At 65.5% G+C, this 16,424-nt stretch carries 16 protein-coding genes and 1 tRNA gene; 9 read left to right on the top strand and 8 right to left on the bottom strand.

What is annotated here, in order from left to right; all coding sequences use genetic code 11:
* Positions 1-164 precede the first annotated feature (164 nt).
* Both A5636_RS02260 and A5636_RS02255 read left to right on the top strand, forming a co-directional pair.
* Entirely contained in the window at positions 165-1,346 is a 1,182-nt protein-coding gene (locus tag A5636_RS02260) for a PPE family protein (protein ID WP_065157052.1), read from the top strand.
* Between the two features lie 271 nt (positions 1,347-1,617).
* Complete coding sequence (locus tag A5636_RS02255; protein ID WP_065157051.1) at positions 1,618-2,796, top strand: PPE family protein; 1,179 nt, start codon at positions 1,618-1,620, stop codon at positions 2,794-2,796.
* Positions 2,797-2,811: 15 nt separating this feature from the next.
* On the opposite strand, the gene A5636_RS02250 is transcribed toward A5636_RS02255, so the two are convergent.
* On the bottom strand, positions 2,812-3,519 hold the full coding sequence (locus A5636_RS02250) for a GAP family protein (protein ID WP_081287544.1): 708 nt from the start codon (positions 3,517-3,519) through the stop codon (positions 2,812-2,814).
* Between the two features lie 682 nt (positions 3,520-4,201).
* Here A5636_RS02250 and A5636_RS27015 point away from each other — a divergent pair.
* From A5636_RS27015 to A5636_RS02240, 3 genes are all read left to right on the top strand, one after another.
* A complete protein-coding gene (locus A5636_RS27015) occupies positions 4,202-4,540 on the top strand; it encodes a hypothetical protein (protein ID WP_253900459.1) in 339 nt (112 codons plus the stop codon).
* 130 nt (positions 4,541-4,670) lie between these two features.
* Positions 4,671-4,967, top strand: a complete 297-nt coding sequence (locus A5636_RS02245; RefSeq protein WP_065157050.1) for a WXG100 family type VII secretion target — start codon at positions 4,671-4,673, stop codon at positions 4,965-4,967.
* Between the two features lie 62 nt (positions 4,968-5,029).
* Positions 5,030-5,314, top strand: a complete 285-nt coding sequence (locus A5636_RS02240; protein WP_036358749.1) for a WXG100 family type VII secretion target — start codon at positions 5,030-5,032, stop codon at positions 5,312-5,314.
* Between the two features lie 204 nt (positions 5,315-5,518).
* On the opposite strand, the gene A5636_RS02235 is transcribed toward A5636_RS02240, so the two are convergent.
* Positions 5,519-7,516: a TPM domain-containing protein gene (locus A5636_RS02235; protein WP_065157049.1), complete on the bottom strand. Its 1,998-nt coding sequence runs from the start codon at positions 7,514-7,516 to the stop codon at positions 5,519-5,521.
* Between the two features lie 98 nt (positions 7,517-7,614).
* Entirely contained in the window at positions 7,615-8,535 is a 921-nt protein-coding gene (locus A5636_RS02230; RefSeq protein ID WP_437339788.1) for an esterase family protein, read from the bottom strand.
* Positions 8,536-8,792: 257 nt separating this feature from the next.
* Between A5636_RS02230 and A5636_RS02225 the strand changes: the two genes are divergently transcribed.
* Both A5636_RS02225 and dnaG read left to right on the top strand, forming a co-directional pair.
* Complete coding sequence (locus A5636_RS02225; protein ID WP_065157047.1) at positions 8,793-10,103, top strand: deoxyguanosinetriphosphate triphosphohydrolase; 1,311 nt, start codon at positions 8,793-8,795, stop codon at positions 10,101-10,103.
* A 110-nt stretch (positions 10,104-10,213) separates the two neighbouring features.
* Positions 10,214-12,079, top strand: coding sequence for a DNA primase (gene dnaG / locus A5636_RS02220; RefSeq protein ID WP_253900465.1), 1,866 nt, complete (start codon positions 10,214-10,216; stop codon positions 12,077-12,079).
* 13 nt (positions 12,080-12,092) lie between these two features.
* Here the strand turns inward: dnaG and A5636_RS02215 are convergent, their stop codons facing one another.
* A complete protein-coding gene (locus A5636_RS02215; protein WP_065157045.1) occupies positions 12,093-12,377 on the bottom strand; it encodes a hypothetical protein in 285 nt (94 codons plus the stop codon).
* A 154-nt stretch (positions 12,378-12,531) separates the two neighbouring features.
* Here A5636_RS02215 and A5636_RS02210 point away from each other — a divergent pair.
* A tRNA-Asn gene (locus A5636_RS02210) sits at positions 12,532-12,604 on the top strand.
* A gap of 296 nt (positions 12,605-12,900) precedes the next feature.
* Positions 12,901-13,626 (top strand): hypothetical protein, encoded by a 726-nt coding sequence (locus A5636_RS25940; RefSeq protein ID WP_155763503.1) that lies wholly within the window; start codon positions 12,901-12,903, stop codon positions 13,624-13,626.
* Here the strand turns inward: A5636_RS25940 and A5636_RS02200 are convergent.
* From A5636_RS02200 to cysK, 4 genes are read right to left on the bottom strand one after another with little or no spacing between them, the layout of a single operon-like run.
* Positions 13,550-13,999 (bottom strand): DUF4395 domain-containing protein, encoded by a 450-nt coding sequence (locus A5636_RS02200; RefSeq protein WP_065157043.1) that lies wholly within the window; start codon positions 13,997-13,999, stop codon positions 13,550-13,552. The two genes, A5636_RS25940 and A5636_RS02200, sit on opposite strands and share 77 nt — an antisense overlap.
* On the bottom strand, positions 13,999-14,424 hold the full coding sequence (locus A5636_RS02195) for a thioredoxin family protein (RefSeq protein ID WP_065157042.1): 426 nt from the start codon (positions 14,422-14,424) through the stop codon (positions 13,999-14,001). Before A5636_RS02195 ends, A5636_RS02200 begins: the two co-directional genes overlap by 1 nt.
* Before the next feature lie 34 nt (positions 14,425-14,458).
* The gene (cysE, locus tag A5636_RS02190; protein WP_065157041.1) at positions 14,459-15,154 is read right to left on the bottom strand and encodes a serine O-acetyltransferase; all 696 of its coding nucleotides are present in this window, start codon (positions 15,152-15,154) and stop codon (positions 14,459-14,461) included.
* A gap of 2 nt (positions 15,155-15,156) precedes the next feature.
* Positions 15,157-16,089 (bottom strand): cysteine synthase A, encoded by a 933-nt coding sequence (gene cysK, locus A5636_RS02185; protein ID WP_065157040.1) that lies wholly within the window; start codon positions 16,087-16,089, stop codon positions 15,157-15,159.
* Positions 16,090-16,424: the final 335 nt, after the last annotated feature.

The raw sequence follows: 16,424 nt of genomic DNA, 5'->3' as shown, positions 1-16,424 counted from the left end.
CCATGCATAGGTTTCGGGGGTCGCGGAGGCGAATTCGCACCAAAAGATCCGGCCAAACTGCAGATTTCTTCCCCGATCTGGCTTACGATCCCAGCCATGGGTTGCTCCGCGCGTCAGGATGGCCCGGGTTGGGTTTGCGACGGCTGGCAGGGTAGGGGGTACTGATGATCTTCGATTTTGCGTGGTTGCCGCCGGAGATCAACTCCGCCCGGATCTTTGCCGGAGCAGGGTCCGGACCATTACATGCTGCGGCCGCGGCGTGGGAAGGTCTGGCCGCGGAGCTGGCCGCGTCCGCCTCGTCCTTTGACTCGGTGATCGTCGGCTTAGCCAGTGGCCCGTGGGCCGGGCCGGCCTCGGTCTCGATGGCTGCCGCCGCGACACCATATGTCGGGTGGCTCAGCGACGCGGCGGCGCAGGCGCAACTGGCTGCGGGCCAGGCCCGCGCGGCGGCGAGCGCGTACGAAGCCGCAGTGACCGCGACGGTCCATCCGGCCGCTGTCACAGCCAACCGGGTCGCGCTGGGTTCTTTGGTGGCGACAAACTTCTTGGGGCAGAACACACCGGCGATTGCGTCCACTGAATTCGACTACGTCGAAATGTGGGCCCAAGACGTCATGGCGATGCTCGGTTACGAGGGCGGTGCAGTGGCGGTCGCGGAGAGCCTGCCCCCGTTCTCTTTGCCGCAGTTGACTTTGGCCGGTTTGACATCAGGCATCAATAGCCAGATCGCGGGATTGGCGACGACGGCATCGGCGGCGGTGAGCCCCCTGGTGCAAGGCGCGCTGTCGGCAGCGCCGGCCCTCGCGGCGGGCGTGCAGTCGTTGGCGACGGGCGCGCCGGTGCAGTCGATCATGTCGGTGGCCCAAATGGGCGCGATGCCGGCCAGCATGCTTATCGGTCCGTTGATGCAGCTGGGTCAGACAGCGGGGGTGGGCACAGCCGGGTTGGCCAGCGCCACCGAGGGATTAGCCGACGTGCCGAAGTTCGTCGGCGATATTGGACCTGCGGCAAAGGGTTTGGGTGGTGCCGGCGGTCTTGGCGCGGGCATGGCGGGCGACCTGGGCAAGGCACACCTGGTTGGCGCGATGTCGGTTCCGCCGACCTGGCAGGGTTCGGTACCCAAGGGATTGTCCAGCTCGGCGATGGCCGGTTTGGGCGCCATGTCAAGCCCGGCTGGGATGGCAGCACCCGCCGGTGCCGGCACAGGCATGGGCATGATGCCGATGCCGATGGGTATGGGCGGCGCTGGCGGCGGAATGCCCGGCGGCATGATGGGGCGCGGCGGAGCTGCTGCGCACGTTGTGCAAAACCGGCCGAGCGTCATTCCCCGGACGGGCGTCGGATAACGGCGCGCTGGTCGATCGCGCAGCGCCGACGCGGGAATGTGCAACGCGAGAGGGCGCATGATTGCTGCACGGAGCATGTCGGGAACCGAATATACTGATCGAGGGCAAACTCGATCCCGCTACTGGAAATACCTAGGTTCGGGAATTTAGTGAAAAATCAGACTTTTGGTGTGGGTTGCCTTACGATCCAGCGACGAGCTGGTTGGTTTGGCAGGTCGAATAATGAGTGCACGTTGGCGCCGTTGACGCGGCTGGTTGGTTTGGGGATGCGATGATTTTGGACTTTGCATGGTTGCCGCCGGAGATCAACTCGGCGCGGATCTTTGCCGGTGCCGGATCGGGTCCACTGCATGTGGCCGCGGCCGCATGGGAGAGCCTGGCGGCGGAATTGGCCGCCTCGGCGTCCTCGTTTGACTCGGTAATCGTCGGCTTGGCCAGCGGACCGTGGGCCGGTCCTGCGTCAGCGGCCATGGCCGCCGCGGCGACACCGTACGTCGGTTGGATGAGCGATGCGGCGGCGCAGGCGCAACTGGCTGCGGGCCAGGCCCGGGCGGCCGCGACGGCGTTCGAGACCGCGGTGGTCGGCACCGTGCACCCGGTGGCGGTGACTGCGAATCGCGTGTCGCTGATGACGCTCATCGCGACGAACTTCCTCGGTCAGAACACGCCGGCCATCGCGGCCACCGAGTTCGACTACGTCGAGATGTGGGCTCAGGACGTCATGGCCATGCTCGGTTACCACGGCGGCGCGACCGCAGTGGCCGAGACGTTGACGCCATTTCCCGCCGCACCGGTCGACCTGGCCGGGCTGGCTACGGGCGTCGGCGCGCAGTTCACCGGGCTGGCGACGTCAGCGTCGGCCGCGTTGAGTCCGATGGTCCAGGGGATAACGGCGGGAGCCCCGGCTTTGGTGGCGGGTGCGCAATCGCTCGCCGCGGGATTGCCCGTGGAGTCGGTGATGTCGGCGGCCCAGATGGCCGCGATGCCGGCCAGCATGCTGATGGGTCCGTTGATGCAGCTAGGTTCAACCGCCAACGCGGGCACGGCCGGACTCGCCGGAGCCACCGCGTTGGCCGATATGCCGAAGCTGGCCGGTGACATTGCTCCGATGACTGGTATGGGTGGCGGTGGCGCCGGACTGGGTGCTGGGATGGCGGCCAACCTGGGTCAGGCGCGTTTGGTGGGAGCAATGTCGGTGCCGCCGACGTGGCAGGGCTCGGTGCCTAAGGGTATGGCGAGCACGGCAATGAGCGGCCTGGGTGCCAACGCCGCGGAGATGGCGCAAGCGGCTGGGGCGGCTGGGACCGGCGGGATGCCGATGATGCCGATGCCGATGGGTATGGGTGGCGCCGGAGGCGGCATGCCGGGCGGCATGATGGGCCGCGGCGGGGCAAGTCCACATGTGGTGCAGAACCGGCCGAGCGTCATCCCACGTTCCGGCGTCGGATAAGCCAGCGACAATCTCTCAGGCGTGGCCGATGCCACGCGTCATCAGGAGCACGCCGACCACGCCGATCACGACCGCGGCGACCTGTTGCCGGCGATCCTTGGTCCACCGGTGCACCGACCCCATGATCCGATCGGTCGTCGCCGGCGCCGCCAGCTGACTGACGAGCGGGATCTCGACGAAGCTCAACGCAATCAGGATGTACATTCCCGACGCGCCGATTTGCACGCCGGGTGCGGCGCCCGAGGCCGCGATCGCAGTAAGCGCGGCCAGCAACCGGAAGTCAACCAGCATCCCCACCCCGAGGGCGAATGCCATACCCAGCGGCCTGGATCGCAGCGCCTCCTCGCCTCGCGTCACCAGTCGAGACAACGCACGCGGCTCGGTGAGATCGGTGCTGGCCAGGCCCTCGCGTACCTGCCGATGCGGCGAAAGACCCATGGTTACCGCGGCGACCGCCAGAGCCAGCACACCCATCGCGACCTGGATATGACCGGCGTTCGGGCTAGCCGCGGCGAGCTGCACTCGATGCACCGCTGCGAGGGTGACGTCACGCATACCGAACAACACGGTCGCGGTCACAACGGTGCTGACGGCAAGCCCGCCGAGCCAGAACGCCACCAGTGGGCCAAGAGACCGCGGCCGCGACGACAGCGCCACAGTGACACCGATCCGTACCGGGTCCACGGTCGCCACTAGAGCTAACACCAGCACCATGCACCACATGACCACGGACGCTATAGTCCGGTGCCGCTGCAGCGGAACCCGTTCGAGGCCACCAATCCGGCGGTCGCAACCGAGGTCTGGGGTTGTCTTCTTATTTCTTACGTCCCAATAAGAGTGACGACGACCGACGCTCTCGTCGCGCCGGCAATCGAAAAACCGCTGACCTCGCACACTCTGACGGGCAACCACATCGACCCGACGAGGTGAAATGGCTTTTTGAGGGATCGATTAGGAATGTTGGATTGAATAAATTTTTTTTGCATCAGGTGGCCCGGACATTGGACGCGCCTGGTGGAGCAGGCCGCACGTGGCCACGCACGGCTGAGCACCCCAGATGCCAATACAAAGCCGGTGACAGGCTCTGGCGCATCCGCCGGTCCGATAGGTCTCGGGCTCCGACCACGCTCGGACGGCAGATCGATCCGCAAGACGTTGGCGGCCAACCCCTTTGACGCGGTGCCGGGCTGCCGCACGGGTCCGGTTCCGGCAGCTGCTGGGCCGCATCGGGGCCGCATCGCGGCGACTCCGGTGGCAGTCCGACAATGAGAACGTCGGTAACCGAAGCAATATTCGGAAAAAAGGGGACTTTCCGCCCCGGATTGTCTTAGGATTCAAGGGCTCGGTGGTGTGGTACTTGCTACCGAGTGATGATGTATCGAGATCGGCCCTGAAAGGAGACAACGTGCTATTGCCTCTTGGTCCGCCCTTACCGCCCGACTCCGTCGCGGCGAAGCGGGGTGAGTCCGGCGTGCTAGGCGGGTTGTCTGTTCCGCTCAGCTGGGGTACTGCAGTCCCCCCGGACGAGTACAACCACTGGGCTAAGGACTCCGAGTCAGGAGCCGAAGAAGTCGTCGCCGTGCCGGGTGCGTTAGACCCGGAGCCAGTCGAAGCGATAGCCACAGGCACGGATGAGTGGGACGAATGGGCGGAATGGAGAGAGTGGGAGGCCGAAAACGCCGAACCTCAGTTCCAGATGCCACGTCCCAGCAGCGTGGTTCCACATTCTCCGGCGGCCGGTTGATCAAGAGAGGGGGACGACTGTCGTTGCTAACGGGTGATGGACGGTTCGGTATCCCTGCAACCGGCTGTCACAACAGTCAAACTGCCTGGACAATCCAGGCAACCTAGGTCGAAACAAGGAGACAGCCAAAATGGCAACACGTTTTATGACTGACCCGCACGCAATGCGGGACATGGCGGGCCGCTTCGAAGTGCACGCCCAGACCGTCGAGGACGAGGCCCGTCGCATGTGGGCGTCCTCGCAGAACATCGCCGGTGCGGGCTGGAGTGGTACGGCCCAGGCCACCTCGCTGGACACCATGGGACAGATGAACCAGGCGTTCCGCAACATTGTGAACATGTTGCATGGGGTGCGTGACGGACTCGTTCGTGACGCGAACAACTACGAGCAGCAAGAGCAGGCCTCGCAGCAGATCCTGAGCAGCTAACTCGTCTGCGGCGAAAGCCGCTGCAACGCATAAACATTCACAAAACAAGGAGAACAGGTTCAATGACCATTAATTACCAGTTCGGTGACGTCGACGCGCACGGCGCGCTCATCCGCGCCCAGGCCGCCAACTTGGAGGCCGAGCACCAGGCCATCGTTCGCGATGTGCTGGCTGCCGGTGACTTCTGGGGCGGCGCCGGTTCGGTGGCTTGCCAGGAGTTCATTGCCCAGCTGGGCCGGAACTTCCAGGTGATCTACGAGCAGGCCAACCAGCACGGCCAGAAGGTTCAGAGCGCCGGCAACAACATGGCGCAGACGGACAGCGCCGTCGGGTCCAGCTGGGCCTGAGAGAACGGATCGCGGCAGCGCACCGCTCGGCTAGCGGTGGTGTGCTAGTCCGCACCGATTGACTGCGCACGTCCTGCGCGTGGGGGCTCACGCTCCCGCCCGCAGGCGTGCGCAGTCCCATTTCCGGGCTATCCGGGTAGGACGCTAAGCCGGGTAAGAGACGCTGAGCCGAGGAAGACGGTAAGCCGAGTAAAAACCGAGCGCCTAGAATCGGCCGCCGCCACCCATCCAGCCACCACCGGATGAGCCTGCGGAGGAACCGGAGCCACCGAACGAGGTCGGGCTCCAACCGCCGAAGCCACCTCGCAGGCCGCCGCTCAGCAGGTTGCCGATGATGATGCCGCCCAGGATCGCGCCGGTATTGCTGTCCGCGCGACTGGTGTAGGAGCGTTGGGCCGACTGAACATCGGCGTTGGCCAGAGACTGCGCGTGAGCGGCCAGCGTCGACGCCCCGTTGGCGTAAGCGATTGCCTCGGTCAGATTTGTCGCTCTTCTCTCGTGCGCGGCCTCGAGTTGGCGCTTGGCCTCGGCGAGCCGGGTGCGGGCCTCGGGACCGACGCTGCCGCGGCGGGTGTCGATGTATTCAGACACCGCACGCACCCGTGACTCCGCGGTGAACAGCGCCTGCTCGAAGGAACGGTTGAGCCGTTCGGCGTTGGCCCGCTCCTGAGCCATGGTGGCCAGCAACCGGTTGAGTTCCGCATCCGTCTTGGCTAGCTGCGCGAAGGCGCCCAACGGATCGGCAATGTCCCGAACACCGCCACTCGCGCCGTCCAGCGCGCGGGCGGTCGCATCACGCGCGGCGATCAACTCGCCGCTGTGGGATGACTTGGTGCCGGCCTGATGCAACTGCTCGTTCGCACGCTTGATGGCCGTTTGTGCGTCGGCAACGAGCGCCGGCAGGTTTGCGACGGCGTGCCGGATGTCGCCGGCCGCGCTGTCCACCGCATCGAGCAGTGAACGAGCCTGTCCCAGTGCGGATTCCGCCGCACGCACCGCATCCACCAGCCGGCTCTGTTGGCCACTGACTGCTTGGCCGGCCAGCTCGCGGGCGGCGCTGATGTTGCGGTCGGCGAATTCCAGCCGTTCCTTGGCGGTCTCGACGTTGCCCGATACCGGGGTGAGCGCCGTCGCGCCGAACTCTTCGTGCAACTCGAGGAGGTGCCGCTGGGCCGGCTCGATCCGGGTGGTGAGTTCGACGTAACGCTGGGTCAGCGCATCGAGGCGCGAGGGCGCGTTGATCACCAGATCGCGCAGCTGCTCGAACGCCTCAGTCTGCGACTCCAATTCGCGGTCGGCGTTGGCCGCCGAAACAATCACCCGGGTCAGCATTTCTCGGCGCTGAGCCGGCGTCTCAGGTATCGCGTCATCGAGCTGCTGTCGCACCGTGAACGCTTGGGACAGAGCGGTTTTGGCGCTGTTCACCGCCTCGGTGAACGGCCTGGTCCGTTCTTCGCCAAACTCCTCGATCGCCAGTGCGAGCTCGTTGGAGCTGGTCCGTATCGCATTGTCGACTTCGACTACCTTCGTCCGGGAAAGGTCGTCGAGGATGTCCAGCGGCACCGCGGACAGCGCGTTCGCGTCGGTGGGATCGACGCGCCGAGCGGCGGCGGTGGCGTTCGCGCGTCGTCGCCGGGCGCGGACGCGCATCACCAGGAGCAGCACCAGCAGGGCGATGACGATGCCGCCGAGCACGCCCAGCAGCGCGTAGGGCCCCGTCGAACTGGGCGATGCATTGAGCCCGGTGGCGGCGGCGATGGCCGCCCCGCGCCAATCACCGTTGCGCAGTGCGGGTTCGATCTGGTTTTGTCGCAGTCTGTCGACCTGGCTCGCGTTGACGTTCGGTACCCCGTTGGGCACCAGGAAGGCGTACGCGCGACCGGTGGTGGACACCGCCAGCAGCGCGTCACGGTTGTTCAACTCGCTCGCCTGCAAGGTGCGCTGGGCCCAGTTCATCGCGGTTTGTCCGGAGAAGTTGTCGACGTAGACGACCCACAGCCGGATGTGGCGATCGGCGTAGAGCTTGTCGACTGCGGAGGAAACGGCGGCGCGGTCGGGGTCCGACAACACCCCCGCGTTGTCGGTGATCTGACTGGGCAACCGGAACGGTGGCTGCGCATCGGCTGGCGGTGCCAGCAACAACAACCCCCCGGCCAGACCCGCGATCGTCAGTAACAGGCTCAGTAGCCGGGCAATGCGCATATCGCCAATTAAACCTTCGGTGCGGCGATGGTGGTTTTGGTGCCGGTAAGCGCGGGGGCGCGGTCGATCGCGGGCCGGACCGCGCCCCCAGCCAGAAGTCAGCCTTGGCCGCCGCCAGCGCCCAAGGTGCGCTGCATGTCGCCCTTCATGGCGACCAACTGCGCATTCCAGTAGCCCCAGCTGTGCACCCCGCTGCCATCGATATTGAAGGTTGCATTGTGCCCGCCGGCGCCGGTGTAGGCGTTCTTGAAGTCGACGTTGCTCTGCAATACGACCTGCTCGATCACCGTGCCCGGGATGCTGCCCTGGCCCAGCTCCGACGGTTTGCCGTTTCCGCTGTAAACCCACAGCCGGGTGTTGTTGCCGGCCAGACGCCCCGCCTGCACGGTCGGGTCATGGCGTTGCCAGCCCGGTCCGCCCGACGGCCCCCACATGTCTTCGGGGTTGAAGCCGCCCTCGTCGTTCATCGCGAACTTGATCAGGGTCGGTCCATTGCCGCTGGAAGGCGTCAAATATGCCGACAGTGCGCTGGCATAGGCGAACTGTCCGGGGTGGTATGCAGCCAGGATCAAGGCGGACGAGCCGGACATCGACACGCCCACCACCGCGTTGCGGGTGCTCCGAACGCCCTTGCCGGCCAGATAAGAAGGCAGCTCGCTGGTCAAGAAGGTTTCCCACTTGTAGGTGGCGCCGTTGGCCGACCCGTACCAGTCGGCGTAGAAGCTGGAGCGCCCGCCCACGGGCATGACCACCGAGATGCCCGACCCTCGATACTCATCGAACGCATTCGTTTCGATATCCCAGCCGTTGCGGTCGTCCCGGGCGCGCAAGCCGTCCAGCAGGTAGACGGCCGGCGCACCCTCCTGCTGGAATTCCACGGTGATATCGCGGCCCATCGCTGCCGACGGGACCTGCAAGAACTCTGGGGTTGCCGCGCGGGCGGCCGGTTCGCTTCCCACTAGACCGAGAAATCCCGGCAAGGTGGTCGCCGCGAACGCCGCGGTCACTAGTCGACGCATCAAGCGTCTGTTGGGCACGTACATTCTTCTCTCCAGTCCCCCTGCAGCATTTCCAGGATTCTTTTACCGGCGTCACGCCGTAGTCGGCCGGGGCCAGTTCACGGTTTCTAACCGCTGACTCTCGTCAACGCTGGATCCGACCCAGAGAGCCGACGTGTACCCGTCTTGTCCCGGCTTAACCGCCTGTCCGCACCCGCGTGACGACGACCACCGGCGTTGACGGAGTTCCCCGGACGTCCCTGGCAGACTGTGGGTCGGTGAGCACCGATCAGCGCGACCCCTACGACGACCCCTATGACGACCCCTATGACGAGGTGGACCGTCAACGGCGGGTACTCGAAGCGCCGAAGTCTGCAGGTCTGCCGGGCACGGAAGGACAGCACCGTACCGACTTCGCCCGCGACCGGGCGCGGGTGCTGCACAGTGCCGCGCTGCGTCGGCTGGCGGACAAGACGCAGGTCGTCGGCCCTCGTGAAGGCGATACTCCCCGCACCCGATTGACGCATTCGCTTGAGGTCGCCCAGATCGGGCGGGGGATGGCGATCGGGTTGGGCTGCGACCTCGATCTGGTCGAGCTGGCCGGCCTGGCACACGACATCGGACACCCGCCGTACGGACACAACGGCGAGCGGGCGCTCAACGAGGTCGCCGCAGGCTACGGCGGTTTCGAAGGCAACGCGCAGAACTTCCGAATTCTGACCAGCCTCGAACCCAAAGTCCTCGACCCGGCCGGTCGCAGCGCCGGACTGAACCTGACGCGCGCTTCGCTCGACGCCGTCACGAAATATCCGTGGTCGCAAGGGGACGGGCCCGGCAACAGCAGCAAGTTCGGTTTCTACGACGACGACCGCGCGGCCGCCGCCTGGTTGCGCACCGGTGCCCCGTCCGGCCGTCCGTGCCTGGAAGCCCAGGTGATGGACTGGGCCGACGACGTCGCCTATTCCGTGCACGACGTGGAGGACGGCGTCGTCTCCGAACGCATCGACCTGCGGGTGCTAGGCGACGAGGACGACGCGGCCGGGCTGGCGAAGCTGGGGGAGCGCGAATTTCCCCGGGTCCGCGCCGACGAATTGATGGAGGCCGCGCGGCGATTGTCGGGGCTGCCGGTGGTTGCCGCGGTCGGCAAGTACGACGCGACGCTGACAGCGGCGGTCGCGCTGAAGCGGTTGACCAGCGAGCTGGTCGGCCGCTTCGCCACCGCCGCGATCGCGACTACCCGTGCCGCGGCCGGCCCCGGCCCGGTGGTGCGTTACCAGGCTGATCTGGTGGTGCCTGAGTTGGTGCGCGCGGAAGTAGCCTTATTGAAAATCCTTGCGCTGCAATTCATCATGTCCGATCCGCGGCATCTCGAAACCCAGGCACGGCAGCGCGAACGGATCCACCGGGTAGCGCACTGGTTGCAGGCCGGAGCCCCCCAAACGCTGGACCCCATGTTTGCCGCGGCGTTCAGCAGCGCAGCAGACGACGCGGCGCGACTGCGCGTCATCGTCGATCAGATCGCCTCGTACACCGAAGGCCGGTTGGAGCGCATCGACGTTGGTCAACTTGGGGATGCCGCCACGCGCTGAGCGCCTAGACTAGCCCCGTGTCGAGTCCGCTGGGTCCAAGGGATACGGGCCGTTCCGGCGGGCGATCCAGGATCGCCGACCGCGACATCGCCGCTATCCGGGAACGGGCCATGATCGAGGACGTCGTCGGCGACTACGTTCAGCTGAAGCGCGCGGGCGCTGACTCGCTCAAAGGTCTATGCCCGTTCCACAACGAGAAATCACCGTCATTTCACGTGCGGCCCAATCACGGGCACTTTCACTGCTTTGGCTGCGGTGAGGGCGGGGACGTCTATGCGTTCATCCAAAAGATCGAACACGTCAGCTTCGTCGAGGCCGTGGAAATGCTGGCCGACCGGATCGGTCACACCATCACCTACACCGGTTCGGCCACTAGTGTGCAGCGCGACCGCGGCAGCCGCAGCAGGCTGGTCGCCGCCAACGCGGCAGCGGCCGCGTTCTACGCCGAGGCTTTGCAGTCCGATGAGGCCGCCCCGGCCCGCAAGTACCTGACCGAGCGCAGCTTCGACGCCGAGGCGGCCGGTCGATTCGGTTGTGGTTTCGCCCCGTCGGGTTGGGACAAGCTGACAAAACATCTGCAGCGCAAGGGCTTTGAGTTCAAAGAGCTGGAAGCCGCCGGCCTTTCCCGGCAGGGGCGCCGCGGTCCGATCGACCGTTTCCACCGGCGGCTGCTCTGGCCCATCCGCACCTCGACCGGCGAGGTCATCGGGTTCGGGGCCCGGCGTTTGTTCGACGACGACCCCATGGAAGCCAAATACGTCAACACCCCCGAGACGGTGCTGTACAAAAAATCGTCGGTGCTGTTCGGGCTCGATCTGGCCAAACGCGACATAGCCAAGGGGCACCAGGCGGTGGTTGTCGAGGGCTATACCGACGTGATGGCGATGCATCTGGCCGGGGTGACCACCGCGGTCGCGTCCTGCGGCACTGCGTTCGGTGACGAGCACCTCGCCATGCTGCGCAGGCTGATGATGGATGACAGCTTCTTTCGCGGCGAGTTGATCTACGTCTTTGACGGCGACCAGGCCGGACAGTCCGCTGCGCTCAAGGCCTTCGAGGGTGAGCAGAATTTGGCTGGGCAGTCCTTCGTCGCGGTCGCACCCGACGGCATGGACCCGTGCGACCTGCGGCTGAAGTCCGGTGACGGGGCGCTGCGTGACCTGGTCGCCCGTCGAACACCGTTGTTCGAGTTCGCGATTCGCGCCTCGCTTGCCGAGCTGGACCTGGACAGCGCCGAGGGTCGGGTGGCAGCACTGCGTCGCTGCGTTCCGATGGTGGCCCGAATCAAGGACCCCACGCTGCGCGACGAGTACGCGCGGCAATTGGCCGGGTGGGTCGGTTGGGACGACGTCGCTCAGGTCATCGACCGGGTGCGCGGCGACGCCAAGAAGCCCACCGGCCCCGGGACCGGTGCCAGGGCGCCGCGCCGCGCCCTGCGGGAATCCGCTCCCGGATCCGCCGGCGGGGGGTCCGCGGGCGCGCGTCCTGATCCGCGCGACCCGACGCTGTGGCCGCAGCGTGAGGCGCTCAAATCCGCGTTGCAGTTTCCGGCACTAGCCGGGCCGGTGTTCGACACGCTGACCGTGGAGAGTTTCACCCATCCCGGGTATGCGGCGGTGCGGGCAGCTGTCGAGGCTGCCGGCGGCACCTCGACCGGGGTCAGCGGCGCGCAGTGGCTGGACATGGTGCGCCAGCAGACCGATTCGACACTGACCGCGGGCTTGATCAGTGAGTTGGGGGTCGAATCCATCCGTGCTGAGGACGAGCAGCTGCCCCGCTATATCTCCGGGGTATTGGCCCGCCTGCAGGAGGTGTGGATGGGCCGGCAGATCGCCGAGGTGAAGTCCAAGCTGCAGCGTATGTCACCGATCGAACAAGGCGACGAATACCACGCGTTGTTCGGCGACCTGGTCGCGATGGAGGCCTACCGGCGCAGCCTGCTGCAACAGGCCAGTGGCGACGACCTGACCGCCTGACGCGCGCTGTACGTCAGCGTGCGGCGTTCACCTGCGGTTCGCGTTCCGGGTGGAGGTCAAGGCGCTCGACCTCGCGATCCACCACGCTCGTCTGACTGTCGATCTCGGCCAGCGTCACGAATCCGGTATCGGGGGAAATGCGATTGGCGATCTTGCGACGGCCGCCTTCGATCAGCGATCTGGCAACGGGACTTGCGGTGACCGCGCGGTAGGTGCCTGCGATCTGCTCGTAGCGGCGGCGCCCCGCCTTCGTGCCCAGCACGTAACCCACGCCCAACACAGCGACATACCCGATCAAAACGGTCCCTCCGAGAAAGAATTGCGACTGGCTCCATCCTGCCTCATTCGGCTGAGAATGGCCGCGCCCGCTCGAGTCGGGTCCGGTTGGGTCCAGCCTTGCCAGTACGCTAGAGTCATCCCGCGATCAGCACCAGCCTCCGCTGGACTGATAGTCCCCTGTAGCTCAACTGGCAGAGCATTCGGCTGTTAACCGAAGGGTTGAAGGTTCGAGTCCTTCCGGGGGAGCCTGATTTGGCGGATTTGTTCTGCTCGGCTAATAACTGGGTCATGCACGTCGAGCGTGTTTCCTGAGTAGGCGTGGCGAGCAGTGACGTGCCAGGCATGTCCCCGTGAAAGTTCTTGCGGGCTATCTCACTCACAACGCGCTTCGGACGGCTCAGCATCCCTGGTCTTCGGTCACCTAGCTCGGGCACTAAGTTGCCCGCTAGTAGGTCGCAACGCACGCTTTGACGCACATGTGCTGACGAGGCGAGCGTTGGAGCAACATCCGGATCGACATGCGACGTGGCAGGGAGAATTCCGTGGGCGAATTAACCGCCGAAGAATTCACTCGCCTCGTTCTACTTGCAGCGGCGCCGCCGGACCGGGTTGCTGAGGTAGTGGCCCGCTTGGTCGGCGATCAGATCGCGATCGGTCCCCTTGCGGCTGGCCCGGGCAAGATCGCGTCCGCAACAGCGCTCGGAACCCGCGGTGCGGTCGGCGTCGCTGTGTGCGAAGACGATTACTGGCGCCAAATCGTCACGGTCCCAATAGCCCTACGGGTCAAGGTGCAGTTGGCCAAGCAAATCTTCCGCTACCGCGGCAAGGTAGAGGTGCAGATCAGATTTCGGTTGCGGTTGGACCCGCCGTGCACGGTAACGGTCGAACTCGAGGAAGTGCAGAAACATCACATTCGTACGGCCGTTGATCCTGGCGGCGTTGGTGCTCGCGTTATCGGCTGGGTCGGCGGGGTAGAGGAAACGGTCGCCGAGCAAGTCCTGTCCTACGTGAAAGACCTGATGTCGAGTCCCAGCTTCGACGCTGCGATGCACATCGACGTGCCGGGATTGCTGCGGCGCGCGTGGGACGCCGATCTGGTGGTACAAGTTGCACAACCCGGCCTGCAGCAGGCCGAGACAGTTCGTCCTGGGGATCCGTCGCCTTCCGATCTACCAGTAGATAATTCGACGATTACGCAGGTGCCCGGCGAAACCGTGCCACCAACGGGTACATCTGGCAGCCCAGACAGATCCCGAAGGCTGCATTGAGGAAAGCGGCGAACAAGGCGAAGGCGGTCGCGACCACGCCGGTCAAAGTAAGCCCGGCCGCGAAACCGATCACTCCGATCACCGCGAACACCAACCCCACTAGTTGCGCGAATTTCAACGGCGGCACCGGCTCACGCTCGCGGACCGGACTCAGCCGCGGCGCCACCAGTTTGGCGAACACCAATCCGTACGGACTGTTGCGCGGGCCGCGAACCGCGCTGAGCGCGAAGACGATTGCCTGCACGCCCAGAATCACCGCCGCCGCGACTTGACTGAATACCGACACCACCAGCGTCGATACCAGCACCGTGGTGGTGATCCACGCGGCGAAACGCGGGCCCCGGACATCTACCTGGCTGGGATCGGATGGCATCAATGTGCTCCTCTGAGGGGCTGCAGAGCGGTCTGCAGATCGGCGGCTTTCGGTACCCCCGCGCTGCGGTAACGCTGCTGGCCTTCGGCATCGAAGATAAACGTGGTGGGCAGTGATAACACCGACAGTCGCTTGGCCGCGGCGGGGTTCGCGTCGATGTCGACTTCTACATGAGCGACATCGGGCAGATCGGCACACACCTGGTCGACCACGCGGCGCACCGCAGCGCACGGCCCACACCAAGCGGCGCTGAAATGCACCACAGTCGGACCATGTTCCGACAGGCTGAGATCTGAATTATCTTGTCCAACAACAGTATTGGTGTTCCGCAATACACCCGAGCGGCGGTTGACCACAACGCCGAGGACGCTAGCGGTACCCAGCGCCGCACCGATCGCCACTGCTGCGATCACCACAGAACTCACGAGCGCACCAACACTTTCCGCACCGCGATATTCCTTAGATGGAGAAGTCCTCGCCGTGCCAAACCCCGGCTTCCGGCGGTCGGATGACACGCTCGGTCCGCTGCTCGGCGGGTGCACCGTTGCTTTTGCCCTCCAACCTGGCCACCCGGGTAAGCAACGACTTCAGGCTGACACCAACCAGATCCGGCAGCTTGGATTCGTCCTCGCTGGCTGGACCGGGACGGCTGACCACCTGACCGGGGACGCCGACCACCACTGCACTGGACGGAACCTCTTTGACCACAACGGAATTGGCACCGATTCGGCTGTCGTCACCGATCTTGATCGCGCCGAGGATCTTGGCTCCGGCACCGATAGTCACCCGGTCTCCGATGGTGGGGTGGCGTTTGCCGCGGTCCCGGCCGGTGCCGCCCAGGGTCACGCCGTGGAAAATCGTGACGTCTTCGCCCACCTCTGCCGTTTCCCCGATCACGACGCCGGTCGCGTGGTCGATGAACAGGCCCGGCCCTAGTTGGGCGCCAGGGTGGATGTCGACCCCGGTCAGGATCCGATTCAGTTCCGACAAGGTCCGCGCCAGCAGTCGCACTCCCCGTTGCCAGAGCCAGTGGTTGATGCGGTGGCCCCAGATGGCGTGCACACCCGGGTAGGCGAAGACGACTTCGAGCACGGTGGGCTCGGCCGGGTCCCGTTCCCGGGCGGCTCGTATGTCGCGCCGTATCGCCTGGAGCATCGCTAGTCGTTCAGATCCGAAAACAGGGCGGTGCTCAGGTAGCGCTCACCGGACGAGGGCAGCACGACCACGATCAGCTTGCCGGCATTTTCGGGCCGGCGCGCCACCTCGAGCGCGGCCGCGACCGCGGCACCCGAGGAGATCCCGACCAGCAGCCCTTCCTCCTTGGCCAGCCGACGGGCCAGGGTGAACGCGTCCTCGTTCTCGACGGTGACGACCTCGTCGACCAGGGCCATGTCCAGCACCGGCGGAATGAATCCGGCGCCGAGGCCCTGAATCGGGTGTGGGCCCTTCTGGCCACCGGACAGCACCGGCGACGCGGCCGGTTCCACCGCGATGAACTGGACTGACGGCTTGCGCTCCTTGATGGTCTGTGCGACGCCGGTGATGGTGCCGCCGGTCCCGATGCCGGAAACGAAGATGTCGATCTTGCCGTCGGTGTCCTTCCAGACCTCCTCGGCGGTGGTGACGGCGTGCACGGCCGGGTTTGCCGGGTTCTCGAACTGCTGCGGCATGAAATAGCGCTCGTCACTCTTGACCAATTCCTCGGCCTTGGCGATGGCGCCTGCCATGCCCTCGGGGCCGGGGGTGAGGATCAACTCAGCACCGTAGGCGCGCAGCAGTATTCGGCGTTCGACGCTCATCGTCTCCGGCATGGTCAGTACCAGCTTGTAGCCGCGGGCGGCGGCCACCAACGCCAGCGCGATGCCGGTATTGCCGCTGGTCGGTTCGACGATGATGGTGTCCGGCTTGATCAAGCCTGCTTTCTCGGCGGCGTCGATCATCGACACCCCGATGCGGTCTTTCACGCTGCCCGCGGGGTTGAATGATTCCAACTTGGCCACCACGTCTGCGACAGCGCCGTCGGTGACCCGGCGCAGACGGACCAGCGGCGTGTTGCCGATCAGTTGTGTGATGTTCTCGGCGATGGTCATACACACTCCCCAACGATGTAGGCGTGGGCTTGGTGGGCTGTTCTGTTCACGTTAGTCATTGGTGGGTTGCTTCTCCCTCAAGACCTGTAGCAGTTGCCGAGTTCGACGGCGGCGGAGTGCGACGATTGCTGAGCGTTCAGACGGCGTCAGGAATCAACAGGGACGACAACAACAACATTCCACGGCGAGACAGCGCGTGCGGGCAAAGCGCAGCTGTACGGCCTGTTGCATGTCCCCACTATAGGTCTAGACGGTCTCGGCAGGCCTGCCAGCATAAGTTCGCATCGGCACGCAGAAGTTGAGCCAAGACGCAGAAGTTGAGCCAAGACGCAGAA

This window comes from Mycobacterium asiaticum (assembly GCF_001673315.1).
GTDB classification, from domain to species: domain Bacteria; phylum Actinomycetota; class Actinomycetes; order Mycobacteriales; family Mycobacteriaceae; genus Mycobacterium; species Mycobacterium asiaticum_B.
Note: the sequence above shows the minus strand (reverse complement) of the source record. Positions and strands in the feature narration are given on the sequence as shown.

Bases quoted from the DNA above. Each gene is read 5' to 3' on its own strand.
- A5636_RS02260 (WP_065157052.1), top strand. From the start codon at position 165: ATGATCTTCGATTTTGCGTGGTTGCCGCCGGAGATCAACTCCGCCCGG.
- A5636_RS02255 (WP_065157051.1), top strand. From the start codon at position 1,618: ATGATTTTGGACTTTGCATGGTTGCCGCCGGAGATCAACTCGGCGCGG.
- A5636_RS02250 (WP_081287544.1), bottom strand. From the start codon at position 3,519: ATGTGGTGCATGGTGCTGGTGTTAGCTCTAGTGGCGACCGTGGACCCG.
- A5636_RS02245 (WP_065157050.1), top strand. From the start codon at position 4,671: ATGGCAACACGTTTTATGACTGACCCGCACGCAATGCGGGACATGGCG.
- A5636_RS02240 (WP_036358749.1), top strand. From the start codon at position 5,030: ATGACCATTAATTACCAGTTCGGTGACGTCGACGCGCACGGCGCGCTC.
- A5636_RS02235 (WP_065157049.1), bottom strand. From the start codon at position 7,516: ATGCGCATTGCCCGGCTACTGAGCCTGTTACTGACGATCGCGGGTCTG.
- A5636_RS02230 (WP_437339788.1), bottom strand. From the start codon at position 8,535: ATGCGTCGACTAGTGACCGCGGCGTTCGCGGCGACCACCTTGCCGGGA.
- dnaG (WP_253900465.1), top strand. From the start codon at position 10,214: ATGATCGAGGACGTCGTCGGCGACTACGTTCAGCTGAAGCGCGCGGGC.
- A5636_RS02200 (WP_065157043.1), bottom strand. From the start codon at position 13,999: ATGCCATCCGATCCCAGCCAGGTAGATGTCCGGGGCCCGCGTTTCGCC.
- cysE (WP_065157041.1), bottom strand. From the start codon at position 15,154: ATGCTCCAGGCGATACGGCGCGACATACGAGCCGCCCGGGAACGGGAC.
- cysK (WP_065157040.1), bottom strand. From the start codon at position 16,089: ATGACCATCGCCGAGAACATCACACAACTGATCGGCAACACGCCGCTG.